Here is a 24,895-nt window from a genome sequence, read left to right on the forward strand (position 1 = left end):
CACGCCGGGGTGGGCGAGGCTTGTTGCCAAGCGCATAATTCCAGTTCAGCCCGCAATACAGGTGGGCGGCTACAGGAGAGACGAATGCGGTTGTTGTTTTTGGGTGCCGGCGGCACGGGCGGATATTTCGGCGGGCGCGCCGCGCAGGCGGGCGCGGATGTGACCTTTCTGGTGCGCGAACCGCGCGCCGCGCGCTTGCGCGAACAAGGCTTGCGCATCAAGAGCCCGCTCGGTGATGCCACCTTGCATCCGAAGCTGGTCACGCAGCAGACGCTGCAAGGCACCTATGACGTGGTCGTGCTCAGCTGCAAGGCGTACGACCTGGCCAGCGCCATCGACGCCATCCGCCCCGCTGTCGGTCCGGACACCGCCGTGCTGCCCATCATGAACGGCGTGCTGCAATACGACGTGCTGGACCGCGAATTTGAACCGCATCGCGTGTTGGGCGGGCTGTGCCAGATCAACGCCACGCTGGGCCCGGACGGCGAAGTGGTGCACCTGGGCAAGCACGCGAATATCGTCTTCGGCGAACGCGCGGGCCCGGCGCGCAGCGAGCGTTGCGGGGCGCTGGAACAGGCTCTGGCCGGCGGTGAATATGTCAGCCGCCTTAGCGAAGACATCCACCAGGACATGTGGGAAAAGTACGTGATGCTGACCACGCTGGCCGCCGCCACGTGCCTGATGCGCGGCTCGATCGGCCAGATTGCGTCCACCGACGACGGCATCGATATCCTGAAAAGCCTGCTGCAAGAATCGCAGGCCGTGGCCGCCGCTTCCGGCCATGCGGTGCGTCCGGAGGCCGATGCGTTTGTGCAGAACTTGATCAGCGACCGCACGCAACCCATGACGGCGTCCATGTTCCGCGACCTGCGCCAGGGCCTGCCGGTGGAAGCGGACCACATTGTGGGCGACATGGTGCATCGCGCCCACACGCTGGGCGTGGACGCGACCTATCTGCGCGTGGCCTATTCGCATTTGCAGGTGTATCAGGCGCAGCGCGCGGCCGCTGCCGGTTGATTGGTCCGGGTGGGTCTATGGGTTCATGATCCATTGATTCATGATCCATTGATGCATGGATTGCAAAAAACTCGTCCCTTTTGATGGGTTTGTTGTTCGGAATTGACCGAATAGTATGGATTGCCAGATTCGGGGCGACAGGCGGCGCATCGTGCACCGCGCGTCGCCCCGCCCCTTTCCCAGGAGCAAGACCATGAAAATCGCATTGATCGGAATCACGGGCCGCGTGGGCTCGCGCGTGGCGGACGAACTGCTCAAGCGCGGCCACCAGGTAACGGGCATCGCCCGCAACCCAGCCGACGTCAACGCCCAGCCCGGCCTGACCATCCAGCAGGGCGACGCCACCGACCCCGCCACCTTGACCCCCCTGCTGGCCGGCCACGACGCCGTGGTCAGCGCCACGCGCTTCGTGTCGACCGACGCCAAGCCCCTGATCGCCGCTGTGAAGAACGCGGGCGTGCCGCGCCTGCTGGTGGTCGGCGGCGCGGGCAGCCTGCTGGTGGCGCCCGGCACGCTGCTGATCGACACCCCCGAATTTCCGGATGCCTACAAACCCGAGGCGCGCGCCGGCGTCGTGTTCCTGGACACGCTGCGCCAGGAAAAGGTGCTGAACTGGGCGTTCCTGTCGCCCTCGGCAATGTTTGAGCCGGGCGAACGCACCGGCCAGTTCCGCCTGGGCGAAGACCACCTGTTGGCCGATGACGAAGGCAAGAGCTGGATTTCGATGGAGGACTACGCGATTGCGCTGGCCGACGAAATCGAAACCCCGCAGCATGCGCGCCGCCGCTACACGGTGGGCTACTGAAGCCGCCGCCGGCCCCTGCCGCCAAGGTACCTGGGAGCCCGTCAAGGGCTCCTTTTTCTATTGTGCAAGCCTGCCGGAACCCGCCTTTTTGTTTGTAAACTGGCAGGCCGCCAGCCGGCGTATCCAGAAGTTGTCCGTATGCGTATGAAGTGCAAATCCTTGGCCGCCTGTGTGCTGCTTGCGTCCCAAAGCCTCGCCTGCGCGCCCGCGCTGGCGGCCGGGCCGCAGTCGAACAAGGAGATCGTCGTTGCGTTTTTTCGCATGATGTTCCAGGACCGCGACGTCGATGAGGCCGTGCGCCTGTACGTCAGCCCCAACTATGTGCAGCACAACCCGTACATGCGCGATGGCGTCAGCCCCATGGTTGATTTCTTCCCGCCTTATTTCGGCCAGCATCCGCAAGCCATCGTCGACATCAAGCGTGTGATCGCCGAGGGCGATCTGGTGGTGATCCACAATCAATGGCGTGATTCGCCTGAAGATCGAGGTCAGGCCATCGTCGACATCTTTCGGGTCGACAAAGGAAAGATCGTCGAACACTGGGACGTCAGCCAGGAAATTCCCGAGAACCCCGCCAATCAGAATGGCATGTTCTAACAAGGCCGCCATGTCACGCATCGAAGCCGTAGAGTTGCCCCGGTCCTACCTGCTGTTGAACCACGGCCCCACCGTGCTGGTCACCAGCGCCCATGGCGCATCGCGCAACGTGATGGCGGCCGCGTGGGCGATGCCGCTGGATTTCAATCCGGCCAAGATGCTGGTGGTGGTGGACAAGAACACCTACACGCGCGAACTCATCGAAGCATCGGGCGAATTCGCGCTGTGCATACCGTCGCGCGCGCAGGCTGCGGCCACCTTGAAGGTGGGCTCGGAAACGGGCCGGGGCGTGGACAAGTTCGAACACTGCGGGCTGACCACGTTTGCCGCCAGCAAGATCGGCGCGCCGCTGGTCAGCGACTGCCTGGGCTGGCTGGAATGCAAGGTCGTGCCCGAACCGCACAACCAGCAGGCTTATGATCTGTTCATCGGCGAAGTCGTGGCCGCGTGGGCCGCGCCCGATGTGTTCTCGCAAAACCGCTGGCACTTCCCCCAAGACGAGCGCCGTTCGATTCACTATGTGGCGGGCGGTTCGTTCTTTGCCACCGGCCAGCCCTTCAACGTTTCAGAACCGGAGTAGCCCCTATGCGCAGCGTGTATCTTGCGGGGTTCGACGTCTTCCTGCCCGATGCCGTGGCGCATGGCCAGCGGCTCAAGGCCTTGTGCGCGACGTACGGATTCGAGGGGCTTTTTCCCTTGGACAATACGGCGCCGCAAGACCTGTCGGGCGCGGCACTGGCGCAGTGGATCTATCGCGAGAACGTCGCGCTGATCCGGCGTGCCGACATGGTGATGGCCAACTTGAATGCGTTCCGGGGTACCGAGCCGGATTCGGGCACGGCCTTCGAGGTGGGCTACGCCATCGCCTGCGGCAAGCCGGTATGGGGCTATACCAGCCAGGCGGGATCGCTGATCGATCAGGTGGCGGTGGGGGCGGCGGCCGACGACGGCGCCGCGCGCATGGTCGACGCCGATGGCTACACGGTGGAAGACTTCGGCTTGAATCTGAACCTGATGCTGGCGTGCAGTGCGCGCATTGTGGTGGGCAAGGCTTCCGATTGCCTGGCCCGCATGGCGCAGGACGCCGGCGGGAGCCGGTAATAGCGCCAGTCGCCGCCGCTTACTTCGCCACCACTTACTTCGCCGCCTTCTTGCGCGTTGCCTTCTTCGCCACCGGCGTACCCAGATACCCCATCACCGCATCCACCACGGCCTCTTCCAGCTGCTCGGTGGAAAAGCCCGCGGGCGGCTCCAACGCCGCCGCGTGCACCAGCGATTCCATGATGCGCAGCACCACATAAGTCGCCAGATCGCGATCCTGCTGCGCGATCTCGGCCCGGTGCAGTTCCAGCAGATGCCGCATGCGGCGGTGGATGTCCTGGTCGGCCATGCTGTGTTCGCGCGGCGTGTCGAACAAGGGGAATTCCCGTTCCAGCACGCGGTGCAGCGCAGGTTCCAGCAGGTGCGCGTGCAGCATGGCCTGCACGATGGCGGCCACGCGCTCTTTCAGCGTCGCGGCGGGATTGCTGTTCAGCACATCGTCGATGACATCCAGCATCTGGTTGTCATGGCGCTGGTGCAGCGCCACGATCAGCGCGTTCTTGTTGGGAAAGTACTGGTACAGCGACCCGACGCTGACACCCGCCGTTTCAGCGATCAGATTGGTGTTGGTGCCCGCGTAGCCGTGCGTGGCCAGAACGTGAGCCGTCGCTTGCAGGATCGTGTCGACGGTGTGCTGGGAACGGAGCTGGCGCGGCGATTTTCGGGGCTGGGGAATGGCGGTCATGGATGCGTTGAAAGGCGAGTATCAAACCTGAGCAATGGCTCATGGAATTTACGGCAGGCAATCTGATTTTTTACCCGCAAGCGCGGATTATGCCATCGACGAATTCAGTCGCGATGGTGTCAGATCGCCACGCCCTTTTCACGCACGCTTTCTCAATGGCCGACGTCAGACCGTGGCGGCCATTTCCAGCACTTCGTCGTCCACGGGCTGCGTCTGGCCGTCTTTCAGCTGTTGCAGGTGATCGGCCAGTTCGGCGATGGTCAGGGCGACCAGGCCGTGCTGGGCGGCGTAGCGTTCAAGCGAGGAGCCGCGCATCATGGTGCCGTCGGGGTTCATCAGTTCGCACAGCACGCCGGCCGGGCGCAGGCCGGCCAGCACGGCCAGGTCGACCGAGCCTTCGGTGTGACCGCGTCGCGTCAGCACGCCACCGGGCTGTGCGCGCAGCGGGAATACGTGGCCGGGGCTCACGATATCTTCGCTTTGCGCGGTCGGCGAAATCGCCGCGCGGATGGTGGTGACGCGGTCCACGGCGGACACGCCGGTGCTGACGCCGTCGCGCGCCTCGATCGACACGGTGAATGCGGTGGCGAAGCGGCTTTGGTTGCGCGTGACCATGGGCGGAAGTTCCAGGCGGTCGAGCGTTTCGCCGGGCAGGCACAGGCAGACGATGCCGCTGCCGTCGCGGATCAGTTGCGCCATGACGGGCACGGTCAGCTTGTCGGCGGCGACGATAAGGTCAGCTTCGTTCTCGCGATCGAAGTCGTCCATGAGGATGACGGGACGGCCCAGGCGCAGATGATGCAGCGCGCGCTGCAAACGGGCGGCGAACGGTTGCGAAGCCAGGCTGGGGAGGGACTGCGGGGTATTGAGGGTGGACATTGAAACGCTCTCGCAAAATGAAGGGGGCGAAAAACGTTTCAGGGCTAATCGACAGCCAAGCACAATACGACGTTCCAGGCGCAAGTGCGCCTGGATGACGGGTGTTGTGCCGGCACATCTTCTCTCATCCGGACTATGACCGTCGGCTCTGGCATCTCACCAGATCTGCTGACCCCGATGTCCGTGAAGGACGCCGGGCGCTCGCGGGCTCGCCACATTGCATGGCATACCGCCGGTGGGGAATTGCACCCCGCCCTGAAGACGTACTGCATGTCGTGTTAACGACATCGGCGATTGTACGCCTGTCCGCGCGGATGGTGGGACAGGCGGGGCGGAGGTGCGTACGCCGAGTTTCAGGGGACGGATTTGTCGGCCGGGGCCGCCTGGGTCGGGGCCTTTTTCGTTGCTGCCCGCTTCGTTGCTGCCCGCTTCGTTGCTGCATTCTTCGGTGCTGCATTCTTCGGTGCTGCCTTACTCGGTGCAGCCTTCTTCGTCGCTGCGTTCTTCGTTGCAGCCTCCTTCGGTGCAGCCTTCTTCGGTGCAGCCTTCTTCGGTGCAGCCTTCTTCGGTGCGGCCTTCGTCCGCGGCTCCGCCACCTTCTCCGCCTTCTCCGTCACCGCCTCCGCCGCTTCCTTCGATGCCTTCTTATCCGTCTTCTTCTTCGGCAGCGCCAGCATCGTGCCTCGGCACGGCGGGGTGCCGCACAGGCAGCGGTAGCCTTCTTTCAGCGCCTTGGTGATGCGGCCGTCCAGCACCAGCCCGTAGTCGTACGACAGCTCGGTGCCGCGCGGGATGTCCTGCAAGGCCACGATGTAGACGCGCTTGCCGTGCTTGCCTTCCTGCGCTTCGCAATTGGGCTGACAGGAATGGTTGATCCAGCGCGCGTCATTGCCTTGGTCGCCACCGTCGATCACGCGGCCGGAGCTGAGCGCGAAGAAGAACGTGTGGAACGGATCGTCCGGGTTGGTGGGATGGCGCCGGTCGGCTTCCTTGGCGCTGATGCGCGCGCCGCCGTACTCGATGATGCGTGTGCCCGCGGGGATCTTGCGGGCGGCGAAGACGCCATTGCCATGCAACTTCGAGCGGCGAACGACGTGCCAGGGCTTGATCGGGGTGGCTTCGGTGGTCATGGAGGCGTGAGGCGAGACGGTGGGGGAATGAGACGAAACAGAATTATATCGACGCGCTTGTGACACGGATGACAGGCGTATAGTGAGCGCCGCCTTGTCTTTACTTGATATTCATCATGATCGTCCGTCCGCGGCCTTCCGCGTTGGGTTTGTTCTTTGTGTTGCGCGGTTCCATCATCCCGCGCATTCTCAGCAGGATCCTCGTCATCACGCTGTTGTCCTGCGTGGTGGTGTGGATGTACCACCGCCAGTGGTTCTCGCCCGCGCACCTGACGGCGGTGCCGTTTTCGCTGTTCGGGCTGGCGCTTTCGGTGTTCATGGGGTTTCGCAACAACGTCTGCTATGACCGTTGGTGGGAAGCCCGCAAGCAATGGGGTGACCTGATCGTGCAGGCGCGCAGCCTGGCGCGCGAAAGCGCTGTGCTGCTGGCCGCCAGCACGGCCAACCCGATCCAGGAACGGCTGGTGCGGCGCTGCATCGGGTTCGGTTATGGCCTGGCGGCGCGGCTGCGCGGGCAGGACATGGTCGATGCGGTGCGCCCCTGGGTGCAGCAAGACGAACTGGACACGCTGGCCGGTTGCCGCAACGTGCCCGACGCCCTGCTCATGGCCATCAACCGCGATCTGGCCGGCTGCCTGCGGCGCGGCGAACTCAGCGACATTCTTTACCAGGGCCTGACCCAACGCGTGGCCCAGTGCGCCGCCATCCAGGCCGCCTGCGAACGCATCAAGTTCACGCCCTGTCCGTTCGCGTATTCCTTGCTGCTGCATCGCACGGCATGGCTGTTCTGCCTGCTGCTGCCATTCGGCCTGGTGGGCACGCTGGAATATCTGACGCCCGTGGCGGTCATCATCATTGCCTACACCTTCTTTGGGCTGGACGCGTTGGGCGACGAGCTTGAGGACCCCTTCGGCCTGGAAGAAAACGACCTGCCCCTGTCGGCGCTGGCCCGCGTCATCGAGATCGATTTGCTGGAAGGCCTGGGCGTGCGCCCGCTACCGGAACCGGCCGTGCCGCAGGACTACATCCTGCGCTGAGCGCCGCTTCAGGCCACCGGGCCGGTCAGCGGCAGCATGGTTTCCTTCAGCCGACGCAGCACAAAGCAAGACTTGCTGTGGCGGATGCCGGGGATGCGGTACAGCTGCTCGCGCAGCAGCCGTTCGTAGTCGCGCGTGTCGCGCACGGCGATGCGGATGTAGTAGTCGTAATCGCCCGACACCAGAAACGCTTCCAGCACTTCGGGGATGGCCGCCAGCGCGCGGCCGAACTCGTACAAGGTTTCTTCGCTGTGGCTTTCCAGTGTCACGTGGACGATGACCGTGTCCATGAAGCCCAGGCTGGCCGGGTCGATGTCCACGGTGTAGCCCCGGATGACGCCGGCGCCCTCCATCCGCTTGATGCGATTCCAGCAAGGGGTAGACGACAGCCCCACCGCCGCGCCGATCTCATTCAAGCTGGCGCGCGCGTTCTCTTGCAGCACCTTCAAAATGGCGAGGTCAAACTTGTCCAGGTTCATTTTCTTTGATTCCTCCAAATCAAAGATGAATTTACTCCGGCTCACGCGTATTCGTGGAAAAGAAGATAAAAATTCTGCGCGCCTACGAATAAGATAGATAGCATGAACGATCGCCTGCACCCCACCGCCGCCGCCGCGCTAGCCGCCACCGAAGCCCCTCCTGCCAACGGGGCCAAGATTCTGCTCGATACGCTGATTGCGAACGGCGTCGATACCGTGTTCGGCTACCCGGGGGGCGCGGTCCTGCCGCTGTACGACGCCTTGTACGCCGAGCCGCGCCTGCGCCACGTGCTGGTGCGCCATGAGCAGGCCGCCGTGCATGCCGCCGAGGGCTATGCCCGCAGCACCGGCCGCACGGGCGTGGTGTTCGTGACCTCCGGCCCCGGCATGGCCAACACCACCTCCGGCCTGCTGGACGCCATGTGCGATTCGATTCCGGTGCTGTGCATCAGCGGCCAGGTCGCTACCGCCGCGATCGGCACCGACGCCTTTCAGGAATGCGATGCCATTGGCATTTCGCGTTCCGTCACCAAATGGAATACCCAGATCCGCGCCGTGGACGACGTGGCCAACGTGGTGGGGCGCGCATTTGAACTGACCCGGCAGGGCCGACCCGGCCCGGTGCTGGTGGACTTTCCGAAAGACGTCCAGCTGGCGGTGCCGCGCGACGCGGATGACGATGTGCCGGGCCTGCCGTCGCAGCAAAAGCTGGCCGCGCTGCGAGCGCGCCGGCAGTCGGGCAAGCTGGCGGCCAAGTTGCCGCAGTCGGCCGTGCGCCGCGCCGCCGCGTTGATCGCACAGGCCAAGCGCCCCATCTTCTACGGCGGTGGCGGCCTGGTGAATGCCGGCCCCGAGGCCTGCCAGGCCTTCACGGATCTGGTGCGCCACACCGGCGCGCCGTGCACGTTGACGCTGATGGGCCTGGGCGCCTTCCCCGCATCCGACCCGCGGTTTGTCGGCATGCTGGGCATGCACGGCACCGTTGAAGCCAACCTGGCCATGCACAACGCCGATCTGGTCGTGTGCATCGGCGCCCGGTTCGACGACCGCATCACCGGCAAGCTGTCCGAGTTTTGCCCGCACGCCCGCAAGATCCATATCGACATCGACCCGGCCTCCATCAACAAGGTGGTGCGCGTGGACGTGGCGCTGGTGGGCGACTGCCTGCCGCTGGTGCGCGCGCTGCGCGCCGAACTGGGCGACGCACCGCTGGAGCCCGCGCGCCTGGCGCCGTGGTTCAAGCGCATCGACGCATGGCGCGCGCAGGACTGCCTGGGCTTCACGCCCGCCGCCGACGCCATCTTGCCGCAGCACCTGATGTCCAGCCTGAATGCCGCGCTGGCCGATCGCGACGCCATCGTGTCCACCGACGTGGGCCAGCACCAGATGTGGGCCGCGCAATACCTGCGTTTCGACAAGCCGAACCGCTGGTTGACCTCGGGCGGCGCCGGCACGATGGGCTATGGCGTGCCCGCCGCCATCGGTGCGCAGGTGGCGCATCCCGACAAGACCGTCGTGTGCGTCAGCGGCGATGCATCGGTGCTGATGAACATCCAGGAACTGTCCACCGCCATGCAGCACCAGACGCCCGTGAAGGTCGTGCTGTGCAACAACGGCTACATGGGCATGGTGCGCCAATGGCAGGAACTGATCCACGGCGGCCGCTACAGCCACAGCTATAACGCGTCGCTGCCTGACTTCGTGGCGCTGGCGCGCGCGTTCGGCTGGGGCGCGGCGCGCGTGGATGATCCGGCCACGCTGGACGCCGCGCTGGCCGAATGCCTGGCGCATGACGGGCCGTACTTTCTTGACGTGGCGGTGACCGCGCAAGAGAACTGCTTTCCGATGATGCCGGCGGGCCACGGCCACCAGAAGATGATGCTGGCCGAAGGCGTCTGGTACCAGGACGAGACGACCTGATCGCCTAGAACTGGATCGACAGGCCGCCGTCCACCACCAGCACGTGCCCGTTCACGTAGGACGCGGCCGGTGACGCCAGGAACACCGCCGCGCCGGCGATTTCTTCCGGCTCGCCCCACCGGCCCGTCGGATTGCGCGCGGCGATGCGCGGGCCGAAGTTCGGGTCCGCCACCATGGCCGCATTGGTTTCCGTGGCGAACGTGCCCGGCGCGATGGCGTTGCTGGTGATGTGCTGGCCGCCAAATTCTGCCGCCAGCGCGCGCACCATGCCCGTCAAACCCTGCTTGGCGGCGGGATAGACCGCGTCGCCCGCGCGCGCCAATTCCCCCACCACCGACGTGATCGCGATCAGGCGCCCGCCGCCCTGGCGCACCATGCGTTCGGCCGCGAACTTGGCCAGCAGCATGCCGGCCACCAGATCGGTGTCGATCAATTCGCGGATTTCGGCCGGCGTCGTGTCGCGCAACGTCTTGCGGTTGCGTGCGCCCACGTTGTTGACCAGCACGTCCAGCCGGCCGTGCTCATCGTCGATGCGTTGAAAGGCGCGCGCCATGTCGGCGTCGTTGCTGACGTCGAACGGCAAGGCATGCGCGTCCAGGCCCGCATCGGCCAGCTCGGCCACGGCGGCGTCCACCGACGCGCTGTTGCGGCCGTTGATCAACACGCGCGCGCCGCAGCCGGCCAACGCGCGCGCAATGCAAAAGCCCAGCCCGCGCGCGGACCCGGTTATCAGCGCCACCTGGCCCGTCAGGTCGAAGTTACGCAAATAGGGAAGAGTGCTCATCAATGCTGTCCCGAATGTTTCATGGTCATTCCCTGAATTCCGGCGCCCAATGCAGCAGCCGCCGTTCCAGCCAGGTCACACAATAAACCAGCGCGATACCGACGATGGACAGCAGCGTTACGGCCGCGAACATGTCGGTGGCGTTCAAGGTGGCCAGCGCGGTGATCATCAGGTAGCCCATGCCCGTGGTCGACCCGACGAATTCGGCCAGCACCACGCCGATCAACGCGAAGCTGATGGCGTTAGGCAAGGCGGCGAACGTCCAGGCCGCGGCGGTGGGTATGCGCACCCGCCACAGGATCTGGCGCGGCGAGCCGCCCAGCGTGCGGCAGAAGTCCACCAGTTCACGCTCGACGCTGCGTCCGCCCTTGTAGGTGTTGAAGAACACCAGGAAGAACACCACGAACCACGATGTCACCACCTTGGAAGCCAGCCCCAGGCCGAAGAACATGGTGATGAGCGGCACGAAGGCGATGCGCGGCATCGAGTTGAACGCCACGATGAACGGGTTGAAGACATCGGCCAGGAAGCGGCTGCGGCTAAGCGTCATGCCGACGATAAAGCCGCTGCCCACCCCCACCACCAGCCCCACCATCGTGGCTTGCAAGGTCAGCCAAAGATGCGGCCACACCGAGCGCGGGCCGGGTTGCAGCCATTCCCACAAACGCACCGCCACGCGGGACGGCTGGCTGATGAAGAACGGGTCGAACAAGGTGTTCTGCGTAAACCACGGAATGCGCGTCAGCGTTTCCCATGACCCAAGAATGACGGCAAGAATCAGCACCTGCCACAACGTGATGCGGACTCGGCGCTTGATGCCGGCGCGGCGGTCCAGCCGTAGCTGGTCTTGCAAGGAATTTGAGGTTTCAGTCGGAATCATGGGGCAGGAAGAATCAGGCGGCGGCGCGGAACTGCTGGCCCAGCACACTCCAGAGGCTTTGCACATGGGCGACGAACTGCGGCGTTTCGCGCAGCGTGAACACGTCGCGCGGATGCGGGATGCGGATGCGTTCATCGAGCAGCACGCGGCTGGGCGGGCCGGACAGCACCACCACGCGGTCCGACAGCAGGATGGCTTCGTCCAGGTCGTGCGTGACCATCACGATGGTCTGGCCCAGCTTGCGCCAGATCTCCATCAACTCGCGATGCAGGTGCGTCTTGGTGTGTGTGTCCAGCGCGCCGAAGGGCTCGTCCAGCAGCAGGATGCGCGGCTCGACTGCCAGGCTCATCAACAGCGCCACGCGCCGCCGCATGCCGCCCGACAGCTGGTGCGGAAAGGCGTCGGCGAAGTCGGTCAGGTGGCCAAGCTCAAGCAGTTCGGCCACGCGCTGCGCGATCTTGTCGGCGGCCACGCCGTGAAACTTCAGCCCCAGCGCCACGTTCTTCTTGACGCTGAACCACGGCAGCAAGGTGTCTTTCTGAAAGATGTAGCCCAGCGCAGGAGGCACCTGCCCGTCCACTTGCCGGCCGTCCACGTGGATGCTGCCGGTGGTAGGCCGCAAAAAGCCGGCGATCATGTTCAGCAGCGTGCTCTTGCCGCAGCCCGAGGGGCCGACGATGGAGACAAATTCACCCGCTTCGATGGTCAGGCTGACGTCGCCCACCGCATGCGTCGTGCCCTGGCGTGACTGGTACGCCTTGCCGACCTTGTCCAGCGTAATCATCAAAGGCCCCGCGCTTTGCGCACGAAGCTCATGTTCACGCATTTGGCATAGGGCACGGTCTTGATTTCGTCATTGGAAAACTGGCGGCCGTCGCCCATGATGGCCGTCATGCGGTTGTATGCGTCTTCGGTGATGATGTTGTCTTTCAAGAACACCGTGTCTTTGTAGACGCCCAGCGTTTTCTCGATGGCGGCGCGCGGGAACGCGCTGAGGTAGTCGTCGTAGATGACGTCGGCGATGCCCGAGGCCGGAGTGGCGGTGATGAAGTCCTGCGCCTTGACCATTGCGCTGACGAAGGCCTGCACCACTTCCGGGCGCTTCTGGATGGTGTCTTGCAGCGTCAACGCGGCAATGCCGGGCACGTCGCCGCCCATGAATTCGTTCCACGAGGCTTCGGTGGTGGCGTCGAAAATCGGCACGCCCCAGCCTTCCTGGCGAGCCTGTTCCATCATCGACATGGTGGCCATGCTGGCGGATACCGAGCCGGTCTTGAGCGCGCCCAGCATCGTGGCCAGATCGCCCAGGGGCCGGATGTCGACCTTGTCGGCCACGCCGGCTTTCTGCATCAGGTACAGCGCCATCAGCCAGGTGCTGGACTGCGGTTGCGTGGCGCCGACGCGCTTGCCGGCCAGGTCTTTCAACGACTTGATCTTGCCGCTTTCGAAGTCTTCGCGGCGCACGATGATGTTGGCGTACGTCAGCTTGCGGTCAAAGCCGAACACCAGCGTGGCGGCCTTGCCGGCAATGGTCAGCGCGGGGGCGGCCGTGGCGGCGGTGGCGCCGAACACGATCTGGCCGGCCGCCAACAGCTGGTTGGTGCGCGGGCCGCTTTGCGAATTCAGGTATTCAACGTCCAGGCCGCCTTCGTTGAAGTAGCCCTTCTTGAGCGCCACGTAGCCGGCCGCGAAAAAGGGATCGATGCTGCCTTGTCCGTAGACGACGCGGCCCAGCTTGGGCTGGGCAAACGCAACGCGCCCGTCAAGCAAGGCGACACCGGCCAGGGCGCCGGCGGCGGTCAGGATGCGGCGGCGCGTGGTGAAGCGGGGGCTGTGGGTCATGTCGTCCTCGAATTGATTTTGGTTGGCGCTTTTGGGTGGCGCTATTTGGCGTAAACAATACCCCAGCGTGTGCGGCCCAACAATGGAAAACGCCCGGGTTGTCCGGGCGTGGGTCGGCAAATGGCAGCAGCCGGGTAAGGGATCAGGCGTGATCAGGGGCGAGTGGCTCCGCCCTTTTCGTTGCGCCTGGATTCCCGTTACGAAGCGGTTTTCTTCGGCGCGGCCTTTTTGACTGCCTTCTTGGCGGCGGTCTTGGTGGCCGTCTTGGTGGCTGTCTTAGTTGCGGTTTTCTTCACCGCCGCTTTCTTGGCCGGCGCTTTTTTCGCTGCCGTCTTCGCTGCGGTCTTCGTCGCCGTCTTCGAGGCGGTCTTGGACGGGGCGCGACCCGGTTTTTCAGGACGCGGCTCGAACTCGAAGCCGATCTTGCCGTCGGGCTGACGCACCAGGAATGCCTTGAACTTGCGGTTCGTGCGGCTGGACACAAAGCCGTCCAAGAGGTCGGTGCGGCCGGTGGTCAGCAGCTTGCCCATCTGTTCGGCCGAGATCTCCTGTTGCAGGATGACCTTGCCCGAGCGGAAGTCGCAGGTCTTCTCAGGCCCGACCGACTTTTCGCAAACGTAGCTCATGCCGTGCTCGAACACGCGCGACTGGCACTTGGGGCAGGGGCCGACCGGCGTGTGGCCGGAGAAGTCCACCGCTTCGGTGTCGTCTTCGTCGTTCTGGCCGAAGTCGAATTCTAGCTTGTACTCGTCGCTGATACGCAGAATGGCGGCAAACGGACGGCCCATCTTGCTGATGAAGCCTTGCAGCGGACCGATCTCGCGCTTGGCCAGCAGCTCTTCGACTTCCGGCAGTTCGAACGTGCGGCCGCCCGGATGCTTGCCGATCGAGAAATCGCAGGCGGTGCAGGCGAAGCGGCGATAGTTTTCCTTGACCACCGCGCCGCACTTGGGGCACGGCGTTTGCAAGGTGGCGTAGTCGCCGGGCACCGTGTCGCGCTCGTATTCCTTGGCGCGCTTGACGATCACCTGGGTCATCTGCGCGATTTCGCGCATGAAGGCCTCGCGGCCCAGGCCGCCCTGCTCGATCTGCTTGAGCTTGTGTTCCCATTCGCCCGTCAGTTCGGGCGAGGTCAGTTCGGTCACGTCCAGGCCGGACAGCAGCGTCATCAGCTGGCGCGCCTTGGCGGTGGGCACCAGGTCGCGGCCTTCGCGGCGCAGGTACACCTCGTTGAGCAGGCCTTCGATGATGGCGGCGCGCGTGGCCGGCGTACCCAGCCCGCGTTCGGACATGGCTTCGCGCAGTTCTTCGTCGTCCACCAGCTTGCCGGCGCCTTCCATGGCGGACAACAAGGTGCCTTCGTTAAAGCGGGCGGGCGGCTTGGTCGACAAGCCCACCGCTTCGACGTCTTCCGTGCGCACCGTTTCGCCATCGGCAACCGGCACCAGGTTGGCGTCTTCGCCTTGGGCTTCCTTGCCGTACACGGCCAGCCAGCCCGGGGTGACCAGCACCTTGCCGTCGGTGCGGAAGCGATGCCCCTGCACTTCGGTCAGGCGCGTGGTGACGCGGTATTCGGCCGCCGGGAAGAACACGGCCAGGAAGCGCTTGAGCACCAGGTCGTACAGCTTGGCCTCGGCTTCGCTCAGGTCGTGCGGGATTTGCAGCGTGGGGATGATGGCAAAGTGATCCGACACCTTCTTGTTGTCGAAGATGCGGCGGTTGGGCTTCACCCACTGCTGGCTGACGACGGTGCCCGCGTGGCGCGACAGGCCGCCCACGGCGTTCGAGCCGCCCGTGGCCAGCGCGCGCATCGTTTCCTGCACCGTGGTGATGTAGTCCTCGGGCAGATAGCGGGAGTCGGTACGCGGATAGGTCAGCGCCTTGTGGCGTTCGTACAGGGTCTGGGCCAGCGACAGCGTGGTCTTGGCCGAAAAGCCGAAACGGCCGTTGGCCTCGCGCTGCAACGACGTCAGGTCGTACAGGGCCGGCGACATCTGGGTCGACGGCTTGGATTCTTCGGTGACGTTGCCCGGCTGGTCGCGGCAGGCTGCCACCACGCTTTGCGCGGCGGCGGCGGACCACAGGCGCGATTCACGCTTTTCCGGGTCGCGGTCGTCTTTCTTGAATTGGGGGTCGATCCAGCGGCCTTCGTACAAGCCGGCGGCGGCGATGAACGTGGCGCGCACTTCCCAGTAGTCGCGGGGCACGAAGCGGCGGATGCGCTCTTCGCGCTCGGCCACGATGGCCAGCGTGGGCGTTTGCACGCGGCCCACCGGCGTCTTGAAGAAGCCACCGTCCTTGCTGTTGAAGGCGGTCATGGCGCGCGTGCCGTTGATGCCGACCAGCCAGTCGGCTTCAGCGCGCGAGCGGGCGGCCGCTTCCAGCGGCTTGAGCTGCACGTCGTCGCGCAGGTTGGCGAAGGCTTCGCGGATGGCGGCCTGCGTCATCGATTGCAGCCAGAGGCGCTGAATCGGCTTTTTCACACCCGCATACTGAATGATGTAGCGGAAGATCAGTTCGCCCTCGCGTCCCGCGTCACAGGCGTTGATGATCGAATCCACGTCCTTGCGCTTGGCCAGGCGGACCAGCAGCTTCAGGCGTTCCGCCGACTTCTTGTCGGTGGGGCCGAGTTCGAATTCCGGCGGAATCACGGGCAGGTGCGCGAAGCTCCACTTTCCCTTGACCGGATCATTGGGCGCGACCAAGCTCAGCAAATGGCCGATGCTGGATGCGAGTACGTAACGTTCGCTTTCAAAATAGTCGCCCTCGCGCGCAAAGCCTCCCAAGGCGCGTGATATATCAAGGGCCACCGAGGGCTTCTCGGCAATAATCAGCGTTTTATTCATGTGTATCCAGTGGCGGTAGTCCCGCCTTAGTAGCGCGGATAATAAGATCGGAGATTCGCCAGATGCAAGTCGGCACTGAAAGGCAAGCGGGATCCGAACTGCACGCTTGGCGTCAATTCTTGGCGCGAAGCACCTTGTGGCTAGGCGTTTTGCTGCTGGGCAGCGCTGCGATTTGCTGGGTTGCCGCCAACTGGCAAGACATGACAAAAGTGCAACGCTTTGCCGGCACGCAGGGTTTGCTGGCGATCTCGGCGTTGGCGGCGGCCTGGGCCGGTTTGCGCCTTCGGGCCTCGCCTGGCGTGCGGCGCAGCGTCCCCGGCGCGCTTCTGGCATTGGCCGGCATCTTGCTGGGCGCCTTGCTCGCGTTATTGGGTCAAACTTACCAGACTGGCGCCGATACCTGGGAATTGTTCGCCTGGTGGGCGGTTCTGCTGCTGCCCTGGGCGCTGGCTTCGGCCAGCCAGGCGGTGTGGCTGTTGTGGGCGCTGGTGCTGAATGTGGCGGCCGCATTGTGGCTGGGCGAACGTGTCTTCACCTGGTATGCCCTCTATGACGGCTCGGGCCTGCCCAACCTCATCATGGCCGCGCTAAACCTGACGCTGCTGTTGGGCTGGGAACTGGCGGCGCGCCGCTGGCGGGCCAGCACGCTGATCGGGCCGCGCGTTTTGGCCTTCATCGCCATCAGCGCCCTGGTGCTGTCCCTGATGTTCGGGGACTTCATCCTGCGCGGGGTGGGCTCGCTTAACGGCATCGCCTGGCTGGCCGCGACGCTGGGGCTGGGCTTTTACTATCAGCGCGGCCGGCGCGACCTGGTCATTCTGGCCATGCTGGCGGCGGGTGTCATCTGCGTGTCCCTGCGGGTGGTGGGCGAATGGCTGTTGCGGCTGGAGCCCGGCGTATGGGCTGCGCTGCCTCTGGCCGCCCTGCTCATGGCCGAGGCCGTGCTGGCCGCGCGCTGGTTGCGCAAGCTGGCCGCCGAACCCGACGCCGCCTTGGTCACCGCCGATGCCGAACCGGCCGCCGCGTCGGCGGGCAACGCGGTCGAATCCGGCGATGCCGGCACCCCCGTCGTGCAACTGGCCCCTGCCGCCATGCCGCATGCCGAACCGCCCTGGTACGTGCAATGCCTGCTGGGCCTGAGCGCCTGGCTGGCCACTTTGCTGCTGCTGGTGTTCGTGGCGTTCTCGGGCATCGTGACGTCGGAAGAAGGCGCGCTGGTGGCCGGGCTGGTTTTGTGCGGCGCGGGCGTGGCGGTGCTGCGCAGCGACGCCGGACCATTCTGGCGCCAATGCGGCACCGCGATGGCCTTCACGGGCCAGATCCTCATCATCTACGGGCTGTCCAGTTCCACGTCGTTCACCAGCGCCTGCTTATTTGTATTGCTGCTGGCGGCGGTGGTCTACGCGCTGGGGCCGGATGTGATCCTGCGGTTTCTGTCGGGCCTGTTGATCGCGGCGGCGGGCGCCGCCCTGATCTGGCGCGGCCTGTCCCCGGAGTTGATGCGCGACGACCTGCTGGACGCCTGGCTGTACTTCGACGCGGGCCGCGCCGGCTTCGTCTGGCTGCCGATTGCCGTGATCGGCGCCTGGGCCACGGCCGTCATCCTGACCTGGAGCCATCGTGTGGGCGGCAAGCGCGGCCACGCGATGGAGCCGCTGGCCTGGGCCTTCCTGCTGTCCGTGCAAGGCATGGTCTGGCTGGCGGGCGGCATCTCGGCCCTGCACCTGCCGGCCATGTGGAAGCTGAATCCCCAGGGCGCGTTGCTGGTCGTGGCCGGGGCGCTGCTGCCGGCCGCCGGCGCGCTGGCGGTGCTATGGCCGCGCCGCCACGTGCTGACGGGTGGCGTGACCTGGGGCGTGCCCATCGCCTTGCTGGCCCTGGCGCTTTTCTGGCTGCCCAGCCCGGGCGTGGGCTTCGCGCTGGCCTGGCTGTTGCTGGGCTTTGGGCTGAACCAGCTGCGGCTGGTGATCTTCGGCGTGCTCGGCCTGCTGGCCTACCTGGGCGTCTATTACTACCAGCTGGATGTGCCCTTGCTGCAAAAGGCGCTGTGGCTGGGCGGAGGCGCCTTGCTGCTGTTCGTGCTGCGAGGCCTGGTCTGGCTGGTGCCCCGACTGATGCGTACGCAGGCGCCCGACCGGCGCGCGCCGCTGCCGCCGGTGTCCGGCCCGCTGCGCTGGCGCACGCTGGCCATTCTGGGCGGTCTGGCGCTGGTGCTGGTGGTGGCCAATGGCGGCATCTGGCAGCGCGAAAAGCTGCTGGCTACCGGCAAGGTGGTGATTCTGGAACTGGCGCCGGTCGATCCCCGTTCGTTGATGCAGGGCGACTACATGGCGCTGAATTTCGCCGCTAGCCGCGACATCACCCGCTTGCGGCTGGGGGGCGATCGCGTGGCGGACGAGGATTCGCTGATGGGGTTCGAACCCGACGGCTATGTGATGCTGCAAGCCGATTCGCGCGGCGTGGCCACGCCGTTGCGCATCCAGCCGGACGCGCAGCCGCATGCACCGACCGAGGTGCCGTTGCGATACCGCGTCCGCGATCGCGGTGTGCGTATCGTCACCAACGCCTGGTTCTTCCAGGAGGGCGAGGCCAAGCGCTTTGAAGTGGCACGGTATGGCGAACTGCGCGTGGCGGAAAACGGCGAAGCCTTGCTGGTGCGGATGCTGGGCGAAGACCTGCAACCGCTGTAGCGGCACACTAATTTGAAGTGGATGACAGCGGAAAGCGCCGCGCCCAGTGCGCGGTGGCCGCCGACAGGAAGCCGTCCCGGTCGGTTGCCGCGATGGGCGCAAAACCCAAACCGCGCCACGCTTCTTGCAGCGCGGCCAGCGGTGCGCCGGTGTCGATGGGGGGCGCGCCGTTCTGCTTGGACAGCTTCAAGCCGCTGCCCGCATCCAGAATCAGCGGCACGTGCAGATAGCGCAGCGGCGGCAAGCCCAGCAGGCGGCCCAGAACGCGCTGGCGCGCCGTGGAGCTGAGCAGATCCGCGCCGCGCACCACGTCGGTCACGCCCTGCTCCGCGTCGTCCACCACCACCGCCAATTGATACGCCCACAAGCCGTCGGCGCGCCGCAAGGCAAAGTCGCCCACGGCGGCAGCCACGTCCTGCTCTTGCGGACCCAGCCAGCGGTCTTCGAAATGTTCAACGCCGTCGGGCACCCGCAAGCGCCAAGCACGCGCCTGGCGCCCAGGCGGCAGGCCGTGGCGGCAGGTGCCCGGGTAGGGGCGTTCGCCGTCGGCGCCAGGCACGGTCGGGCCCCGCAATGCGGAATCGGCGATTTCACGGCGCGTGCAGCCGCAGCCGTAGATCAGGCCACGGGCGGCAAGCGAGTCAAACGCGGATTGATAGGCGGCGTTGCGCTGGGACTGCCACAGGACGTCGCCGTCCCAGTGCAAGCCCAATGCGCGCAGTTGCGCCATGATTGTGTCGGCGGCCCCCGCCACGGTACGCGGCGTGTCCACGTCTTCGATGCGCAGCAGCCAGCGCCCGCCGTGGGCGCGCGCATCGAGCCAACTGGCCAGCGCGGCCACCAGCGAACCCGCGTGCAGCGGGCCGCTAGGGCTGGGGGCGAATCGGCCTACGTACGGCATCGCAACCGGTCACAGCAACCGCAAAAAGCCTGCGCGCCGCGTCAATGCAACAACCGCACGCCCTCTTCGTCCAGCAGCTCTTCCAGGACCAGGTTGTCGATCTCGGCTTCCTGGCTCCAGAGAACCATGAGGGCGATGATCTTGATCTTGGATAGCGGCACGGGCGTTTCGGGCGAAGCCAGGCCTCGGTCGATGACGATCTCACGCAGGGGCGCCGGCAGCACGCCGGCCGATTCCAGGAAGGCGATGAAGCCGATGGATTCGGAGCCGAGCTGGCTGTATTCGTTGTCGGTGTAGATCCGGGTTCCGGTGTTGGGCGCCTGAGCGAGGTCGACACATCGTTCGGTGGTCTCGGCAAGGCCATACAGCCAACCGAGCGCGTCGTCGATGTCTTCGTGCTCGAAACCGGCGGCGGCTAGCCGCTTTGCGAGCACATCGGCCGCAGGACAGGCTTGCGGCGTGTAGTAATTCTCGAACAGATAAACCAGGATATCGAACATATGGCGCAGTGTTGTGCCTGTTTGCACAGTCGGCCCGCATATCGGCAGACCAGCAAACATGAATTTTACTTTACGCTGATTTATTTAGCCGGGCAACCGGCGAAAAGGCGGAATGTTGTATGGCGTCACCCTGTCGTGGACGGCCCCCATTCTGCCCGTATTTGCTGCCAAAATGCGCGATTGTGCAAAAGAAAACAGGGGCGGACACTCAGGTCCGCCCCTGTTTTTTCTGCCTGGCCGGGTCGCCCCGGCAAGGCGGCTCTCAGGCTGCCTTGGCCGCGTTCTCCAGCTTCAGTCCGGCAAGCTGGCGGATGAAGACCGGAATGCAGATGGCCAGCCCGATCACGCCGCTGGTCACGCCCGGCACGATGGTCAGCAACGCGCCCAGCGTGCACAGCCACCGTTCCCAACTTTTCATGCCGACCAGCATGTAGCGCGAGAATGCGGCCGACAGCAGCACCAGGCCCACCATGCAGCCGATCAGCGTCACGAAGAAGTCGTACCAGGTAAAGCCCTGCACCGATATCAGCAGCGATGGCGAAAACACGAACACGAACGGCACGATCAGCTTGGTGATGCCCAGCCTGAACGCCGTGTTGCCGGTCTTGAACGGGTCACTGCCCGCCATGCCCGCCGCCGCGTAGGCCGCCAGCGCCACCGGTGGCGTGATGTCCGCCAGGATGCCGAAATAGAACACGAAGAAGTGCGCCGCAATCGGCTGCACGCCCAGTTGCACCAGGGTGGGAGCGGCCACCGCCACCATGATCAGGTAGTTGGCCGTGGTGGGAATGCCGCAGCCCATCAGGATGCAGACGATGCCCGTCATGATCAACGCCGCCACCAAGGTCAGCGACTGCGTGTTCGCGATGGCTTCCGGAATCACCACCGAGGCCACGCCGGCGATGGACTGCGCCGCCGAGATCACGATGTACGACACCTTGAAGCCCACGCCGGTCAGCGTCACCACACCGATCACGATACCTACCGTGCCGGCGGCGGCGCCCACGGCCAGCGCGTACTTGGCGCCGGTCTCGAAGGCTTCGTACAGGTCACGCCAACGCAAGCGCTGATACGGATTCAGCAGCCCCACCAGGATGCAGCCGGTGATGCCCGCGAACGCCGCCAGGTACGGTGTGCGGCCGCTGGCCAGCACGCCGATCAGCAAAAACAGCGGAATCAAGGTCGGCCAGCGCATCTTGACCGATTGCTTCAGCTTGGGCATTTCCTCGGCCGTCAGGCCGCGCAGCCCTTCGCGCTTGGCCTCGAAGTGCACCTGCATGAACAGGCCGAAGAAGTACAGGAAGGCCGGGAAAATGCCGGCGATGGCGATCTGCTGGTACGGGATGCCCAAAAATTCGATCATCAGGAACGCGGCCGCGCCCATGATGGGCGGCGTGATCTGCCCGCCCGTGCTGCTGGCGGCTTCGACCCCGGCCGCGAAGTGGCGCGGATAGCCCACGCGGATCATCGCGGGGATGGTCAGCGACCCCACCGTGACCGCGTTGGCCACCGATGATCCGGACAACATGCCGAACATGGCCGAGCCAAACACCGACACCTTGGCCGGGCCGCCCGCATAGCGGCCGGCAATGGTCGAGGCCACGTCCAGGAACAACTGGCCCAGCCCGATGCGGGTGGCCAGCACGCCGAACAGCACGAAGTGGAACACGTAGGTCGCCACCACCCCGACCGCCACGCCGTACACGCCCTGGCTCGTCAGGTACATGTGGTTGACGATCTGGGACCAGGTGTTGCCCGCGTGTTGCAGCAGCCCGGGGAAATACGGTCCGAACATGGCGTAGGCCATGAACACCAGGGCGATGATCGGCAGCGGCCAGCCCATGGCGCGGCGCGTGGCTTCCAGCAGGCCGATCAGCAGGATGGACCCCATGAACACGTCGATGGGCAGCGGATTGCCCACGCGGAACGCCAGGTCTTCGAAGATGTACGGGATGTACATGACCGACAGCGCCAGCGCCACGGCGATGATCCAGTCATACAGCGGGATGCCGCCGGGGGCGTACCAGGTGGACTTCGGCTCGCGCTGATAGTGCGACTTCGAAAAGCCGAACACCAGGAAAATCAGGCTGAGCACAAACGCCAGGTGCACGCCGCGATGCGTGGCCTCGCGCAGCAGGCCAAAGCCCGCGGTGTAGTAATGAAAGATCGAGAGCGTGACCAGCAGGCCCGAGACGATCCAGGTGGCGGTCTTGTCCAGTGGCCGGAAGCGGATTTCGGAATCGTACTTTTCCGCCAGTTGCTGGGTCTTTTCGTGGTCTATTTCCATCGACGTATTTCTCAGGTGAATCCGCAAACAGGGCCGCACGAGGCGGCCCTGCGCAATGCCGGCGCAACACCGGGGGGTACCCGGCGCGCCGGCGTATCGCCGTCGCGAGTACGGCTTGGGCTTACTTCAACAAGCCGATTTCCTTGTAGAACTTCTCGGCGCCCGGGTGGAACGGGATGCCGGCGCCCTTGATGGCGTTTTCGCGCGTGATCAGCTTGCCCTTGGCGTGGCCGTTGTCCAGCGTCTTGCGCGTGGCGTCGCTGTACAGCGCCTTGGTGACGTCATACACGACCTGTTCCGGCAGCTTGGCCGACGTGACCATTTGCGCATTGACCGAAATGGTCTTGACCTCGCCCACGTTCTGATACGTGTTGGCGGCGATGGTGTCGGGCGTGAAGAACTCCTGCTTGGCGCGCAGCGCGTCGATTTCCGGGCCGACCAGCGGCACGATTTCGATGCCCGCGCCGCTGGAGGCCAGTTCGGCGATGGCGCCGGCCGGCGCACCGCCCACGAAGAAGAACGCGTCCAGCCCGCCGTCCTTGAGCTTGTCGCCCGCCTGGTTCGGCTTCAGGTATTCGGCCTTGATGTCCTTGTCGGTCATGCCGTAGGCGCCCAGGATCAGGCGCACGTCAACCAGCGTGCCCGAGCCCGGTTCGTCCATCGACACGCGCTTGCCCTTCAGGTCAGCCACGCTCTTGATGCCCGCGCCCTTGCGCGTCACCAGGTGGATGCTTTCGGGATACAGCGTGGCGATCAGGCGCAGGTCTTGCGCCTTGGGCTTGCCTTCGAACGTGCCCGTGCCGCTATAGGCCCAGTACGCCACGTCCGACTGCGTGAAGCCGGCTTCGAACGAGCCGCCCAGAATGCCGTTGATGTTGGCCACCGACCCGTTGGACGCCACGGCCGTGGCAACCAGCTTGCCCGGCTGCGACACGGCGTTGGCGATGATGCCGCCGATGGGGTAGTACGTGCCGGCCGTGCCGCCCGTGCCGATGCGGAAGAACTGCTGGGCCTGTGCGGAACCCACGGTGCCGACGGCGGCAACCGCGACGGTCAGGGCGGTGATCCAGTGTTTGAGTTTCATGCGAGCTTCTCCGGTGTTGTCAGGTAGGGTTCTTGTGACGGAAATCGTCTTGTCATTCCTGTGGCGGACGGTTCAATAAAAGCGCCGTCCGGGCACAAAAATGGGCCTCCCCTTGGGGGCCGTTTTCATGTTGAAATTCTGGCATGCGGGGCATCCGTAGCCAATGGTTACGGAGCTATCGTTTACCTGGGGGTGAATAAGCCTTGGGGTTATGGAAGGTCGTGCTTTAGTTATGGTGTCGCCGCTGGCGGTTACATCCCACGCGCTGTAGATCACGGAGTTACCTCGATGTCCCAGGAAGTCATACGCGGCATAGCGCTGCCCCCGCCCGCGCAACCGGGCGACCCGTTGGCCCGCGTCGACACGCCCAGCCTGGTGCTGGATCTGGGCCCCTTCGAGGCCAACCTGCGCGCCATGCAGGCCTGGGCGGACCGCCACGAAGTCGCCCTGCGCCCGCACGCCAAGGCGCACAAATGTCCCGAGATCGCGCGGCGCCAGCTGGCACTGGGCGCGCGCGGCATCTGCTGCCAGAAGGTCAGCGAAGCGCTGCCTTTCGTGGCGGCCGGCATCCACGACATCCACATCAGTAACGAAGTCGTCGGGCCGGCCAAGCTGGCCCTGCTGGGCCAGCTGGCGCGCGTGGCCAAGCTGAGCGTCTGCGTGGATAACGCGAAAAACCTGGCGGACATTTCCCAAGCCATGGTGCAAGCCGGCGCCCAGATCGATGTGCTGGTCGAAGTGGACGTCGGACAAGGGCGTTGCGGCGTCTCGGACGACGCCCTGGTGCTGGCGCTGGCGCAACAGGCGCGCGATCTTCCCGGCGTGGACTTCGTGGGCCTTCAGGCCTATCACGGCTCGGTGCAGCACGCCCGTACGCGCGAAGAACGCGCGCGGATCTGCCGCAAGGCCGCGCGCATCGCCGCCTCTTACGCCCAGCTGCTGCGCGAAAGCGGCATCGCGTGCGACATCATCACCGGCGGCGGCACGGGCAGCGCGGAATTCGATGCGGCAAGCGGCGTCTACACCGAACTGCAAGCGGGCTCGTACGCGTTCATGGATGGCGATTACGGCGCCAACGATTGGGACGGCGCGCTTGCGTTCCAGAACAGCCTGTTCGTGCTGTCCACCGTCATGAGCGCGCCCGCGCCCGAGCGCGTCATCCTGGACGCGGGTCTGAAATCGACCACCGCCGAATGCGGCCCGCCAGCCGTCTTCGACGCGCCGGGCCTGACCTACGTCGCCATCAATGATGAACATGGCGTGGTGCGTGTCGCGCCCGGCGCCACCGCGCCGGCGCTGGGCGACGTGCTGCGCCTGGTGCCCTCGCACGTGGACCCTACATTCAATCTGCATGACGGCCTGGTCGTGGTGCGCGATGGCGTGGTGCAAGACATTTGGGAAATCGCCGCGCGCGGCTTTTCGCGCTGATCG

General features: G+C 65.2%; 21 protein-coding genes, 1 pseudogene and 1 riboswitch. Of the genes and pseudogenes, 9 read left to right on the plus strand and 13 right to left on the minus strand.

Translation table 11 applies throughout. From position 1 onward, the window contains the following. The first annotated feature begins 84 nt into the window (after nucleotides 1–84). The 5 genes from panE to AC6LJY_RS04770 all read left to right on the plus strand — a co-directional run bounded on the left by panE (nucleotide 85) and on the right by AC6LJY_RS04770 (nucleotide 3,520). Nucleotides 85–1,017: a 2-dehydropantoate 2-reductase gene (gene panE, locus AC6LJY_RS04750; RefSeq protein WP_498135393.1), complete on the plus strand. Its 933-nt coding sequence runs from the start codon at nucleotides 85–87 to the stop codon at nucleotides 1,015–1,017. Nucleotides 1,018–1,210: 193 nt separating this feature from the next. Next, entirely contained in the window at nucleotides 1,211–1,822 is a 612-nt protein-coding gene (locus AC6LJY_RS04755; RefSeq protein ID WP_498135394.1) for an NAD(P)-dependent oxidoreductase, read from the plus strand. Nucleotides 1,823–1,960: 138 nt separating this feature from the next. Further along, nucleotides 1,961–2,419: a nuclear transport factor 2 family protein gene (locus AC6LJY_RS04760; protein ID WP_498135395.1), complete on the plus strand. Its 459-nt coding sequence runs from the start codon at nucleotides 1,961–1,963 to the stop codon at nucleotides 2,417–2,419. A 10-nt stretch (nucleotides 2,420–2,429) separates the two neighbouring features. Then, entirely contained in the window at nucleotides 2,430–2,999 is a 570-nt protein-coding gene (locus tag AC6LJY_RS04765) for a flavin reductase family protein (RefSeq protein WP_104144749.1), read from the plus strand. Between the two features lie 5 nt (nucleotides 3,000–3,004). Continuing rightward, complete coding sequence (locus AC6LJY_RS04770) at nucleotides 3,005–3,520, plus strand: nucleoside 2-deoxyribosyltransferase (protein ID WP_046804000.1); 516 nt, start codon at nucleotides 3,005–3,007, stop codon at nucleotides 3,518–3,520. 34 nt (nucleotides 3,521–3,554) lie between these two features. On the opposite strand, the gene AC6LJY_RS04775 is transcribed toward AC6LJY_RS04770, so the two are convergent. The 3 genes and pseudogenes from AC6LJY_RS04775 to AC6LJY_RS04785 all read right to left on the minus strand — a co-directional run. Then, complete coding sequence (locus AC6LJY_RS04775; RefSeq protein ID WP_498135396.1) at nucleotides 3,555–4,205, minus strand: TetR/AcrR family transcriptional regulator; 651 nt, start codon at nucleotides 4,203–4,205, stop codon at nucleotides 3,555–3,557. Between the two features lie 165 nt (nucleotides 4,206–4,370). Next, a complete protein-coding gene (ribB, locus tag AC6LJY_RS04780; RefSeq protein WP_498135397.1) occupies nucleotides 4,371–5,084 on the minus strand; it encodes a 3,4-dihydroxy-2-butanone-4-phosphate synthase in 714 nt (237 codons plus the stop codon). A 112-nt stretch (nucleotides 5,085–5,196) separates the two neighbouring features. Then, a riboswitch (FMN riboswitch) is annotated at nucleotides 5,197–5,351 on the minus strand. A 356-nt stretch (nucleotides 5,352–5,707) separates the two neighbouring features. Continuing rightward, a pseudogene (locus tag AC6LJY_RS04785) lies at nucleotides 5,708–6,214 on the minus strand (SET domain-containing protein); the annotation flags it as partial. Nucleotides 6,215–6,330: 116 nt separating this feature from the next. Here AC6LJY_RS04785 and AC6LJY_RS04790 point away from each other — a divergent pair. After that, nucleotides 6,331–7,251 carry a bestrophin family protein gene (locus tag AC6LJY_RS04790; RefSeq protein ID WP_104144636.1) on the plus strand — a complete coding sequence of 307 codons (921 nt, stop codon included), beginning with the start codon at nucleotides 6,331–6,333 and terminating at the stop codon, nucleotides 7,249–7,251. Nucleotides 7,252–7,259: 8 nt separating this feature from the next. Here the strand turns inward: AC6LJY_RS04790 and AC6LJY_RS04795 are convergent, their stop codons facing one another. Further along, nucleotides 7,260–7,730: an Lrp/AsnC family transcriptional regulator gene (locus tag AC6LJY_RS04795; RefSeq protein WP_046803995.1), complete on the minus strand. Its 471-nt coding sequence runs from the start codon at nucleotides 7,728–7,730 to the stop codon at nucleotides 7,260–7,262. A 93-nt stretch (nucleotides 7,731–7,823) separates the two neighbouring features. Here AC6LJY_RS04795 and ilvB point away from each other — a divergent pair, with 93 nt between their 5' ends. Continuing rightward, the gene (gene ilvB, locus AC6LJY_RS04800) at nucleotides 7,824–9,650 is read left to right on the plus strand and encodes a biosynthetic-type acetolactate synthase large subunit (RefSeq protein ID WP_498135425.1); all 1,827 of its coding nucleotides are present in this window, start codon (nucleotides 7,824–7,826) and stop codon (nucleotides 9,648–9,650) included. A gap of 4 nt (nucleotides 9,651–9,654) precedes the next feature. Here ilvB and AC6LJY_RS04805 read toward each other — a convergent pair whose 3' ends face one another. From AC6LJY_RS04805 to AC6LJY_RS04825, 5 genes are all read right to left on the minus strand, one after another. Continuing rightward, nucleotides 9,655–10,434 (minus strand): SDR family oxidoreductase, encoded by a 780-nt coding sequence (locus tag AC6LJY_RS04805; protein WP_046803993.1) that lies wholly within the window; start codon nucleotides 10,432–10,434, stop codon nucleotides 9,655–9,657. Nucleotides 10,435–10,459: 25 nt separating this feature from the next. Then, entirely contained in the window at nucleotides 10,460–11,314 is an 855-nt protein-coding gene (locus tag AC6LJY_RS04810) for an ABC transporter permease (RefSeq protein WP_120153330.1), read from the minus strand. A 13-nt stretch (nucleotides 11,315–11,327) separates the two neighbouring features. Then, nucleotides 11,328–12,098 carry an ABC transporter ATP-binding protein gene (locus tag AC6LJY_RS04815; protein ID WP_189371558.1) on the minus strand — a complete coding sequence of 257 codons (771 nt, stop codon included), beginning with the start codon at nucleotides 12,096–12,098 and terminating at the stop codon, nucleotides 11,328–11,330. Continuing rightward, nucleotides 12,098–13,156, minus strand: coding sequence for an ABC transporter substrate-binding protein (locus AC6LJY_RS04820; RefSeq protein WP_046803990.1), 1,059 nt, complete (start codon nucleotides 13,154–13,156; stop codon nucleotides 12,098–12,100). The genes AC6LJY_RS04815 and AC6LJY_RS04820 overlap by 1 nt, the downstream gene beginning before the upstream one ends. Before the next feature lie 197 nt (nucleotides 13,157–13,353). Further along, nucleotides 13,354–16,002, minus strand: a complete 2,649-nt coding sequence (locus AC6LJY_RS04825) for a DNA topoisomerase III (protein ID WP_046803989.1) — start codon at nucleotides 16,000–16,002, stop codon at nucleotides 13,354–13,356. 62 nt (nucleotides 16,003–16,064) lie between these two features. Between AC6LJY_RS04825 and AC6LJY_RS04830 the strand changes: the two genes are divergently transcribed. After that, nucleotides 16,065–18,692 (plus strand): GDYXXLXY domain-containing protein, encoded by a 2,628-nt coding sequence (locus AC6LJY_RS04830; RefSeq protein WP_498135398.1) that lies wholly within the window; start codon nucleotides 16,065–16,067, stop codon nucleotides 18,690–18,692. A 7-nt stretch (nucleotides 18,693–18,699) separates the two neighbouring features. On the opposite strand, the gene gluQRS is transcribed toward AC6LJY_RS04830, so the two are convergent. The 4 genes from gluQRS to AC6LJY_RS04850 all read right to left on the minus strand — a co-directional run bounded on the left by gluQRS (nucleotide 18,700) and on the right by AC6LJY_RS04850 (nucleotide 23,464). Next, nucleotides 18,700–19,593, minus strand: a complete 894-nt coding sequence (gene gluQRS / locus AC6LJY_RS04835; RefSeq protein ID WP_498135399.1) for a tRNA glutamyl-Q(34) synthetase GluQRS — start codon at nucleotides 19,591–19,593, stop codon at nucleotides 18,700–18,702. Between the two features lie 41 nt (nucleotides 19,594–19,634). Further along, nucleotides 19,635–20,093 carry a Smg family protein gene (locus tag AC6LJY_RS04840; RefSeq protein WP_006216709.1) on the minus strand — a complete coding sequence of 153 codons (459 nt, stop codon included), beginning with the start codon at nucleotides 20,091–20,093 and terminating at the stop codon, nucleotides 19,635–19,637. A 262-nt stretch (nucleotides 20,094–20,355) separates the two neighbouring features. Next, nucleotides 20,356–22,380, minus strand: a complete 2,025-nt coding sequence (locus AC6LJY_RS04845) for a TRAP transporter permease (RefSeq protein WP_314355886.1) — start codon at nucleotides 22,378–22,380, stop codon at nucleotides 20,356–20,358. Between the two features lie 121 nt (nucleotides 22,381–22,501). Continuing rightward, on the minus strand, nucleotides 22,502–23,464 hold the full coding sequence (locus AC6LJY_RS04850) for a TAXI family TRAP transporter solute-binding subunit (protein ID WP_046803985.1): 963 nt from the start codon (nucleotides 23,462–23,464) through the stop codon (nucleotides 22,502–22,504). 288 nt (nucleotides 23,465–23,752) lie between these two features. On the opposite strand from AC6LJY_RS04850, the gene AC6LJY_RS04855 reads away from it, so the two are divergent. Further along, nucleotides 23,753–24,892: a DSD1 family PLP-dependent enzyme gene (locus AC6LJY_RS04855; RefSeq protein WP_498135400.1), complete on the plus strand. Its 1,140-nt coding sequence runs from the start codon at nucleotides 23,753–23,755 to the stop codon at nucleotides 24,890–24,892. Nucleotides 24,893–24,895: the final 3 nt, after the last annotated feature.

This window comes from Achromobacter sp. RT286_PF, from assembly GCF_059760425.1.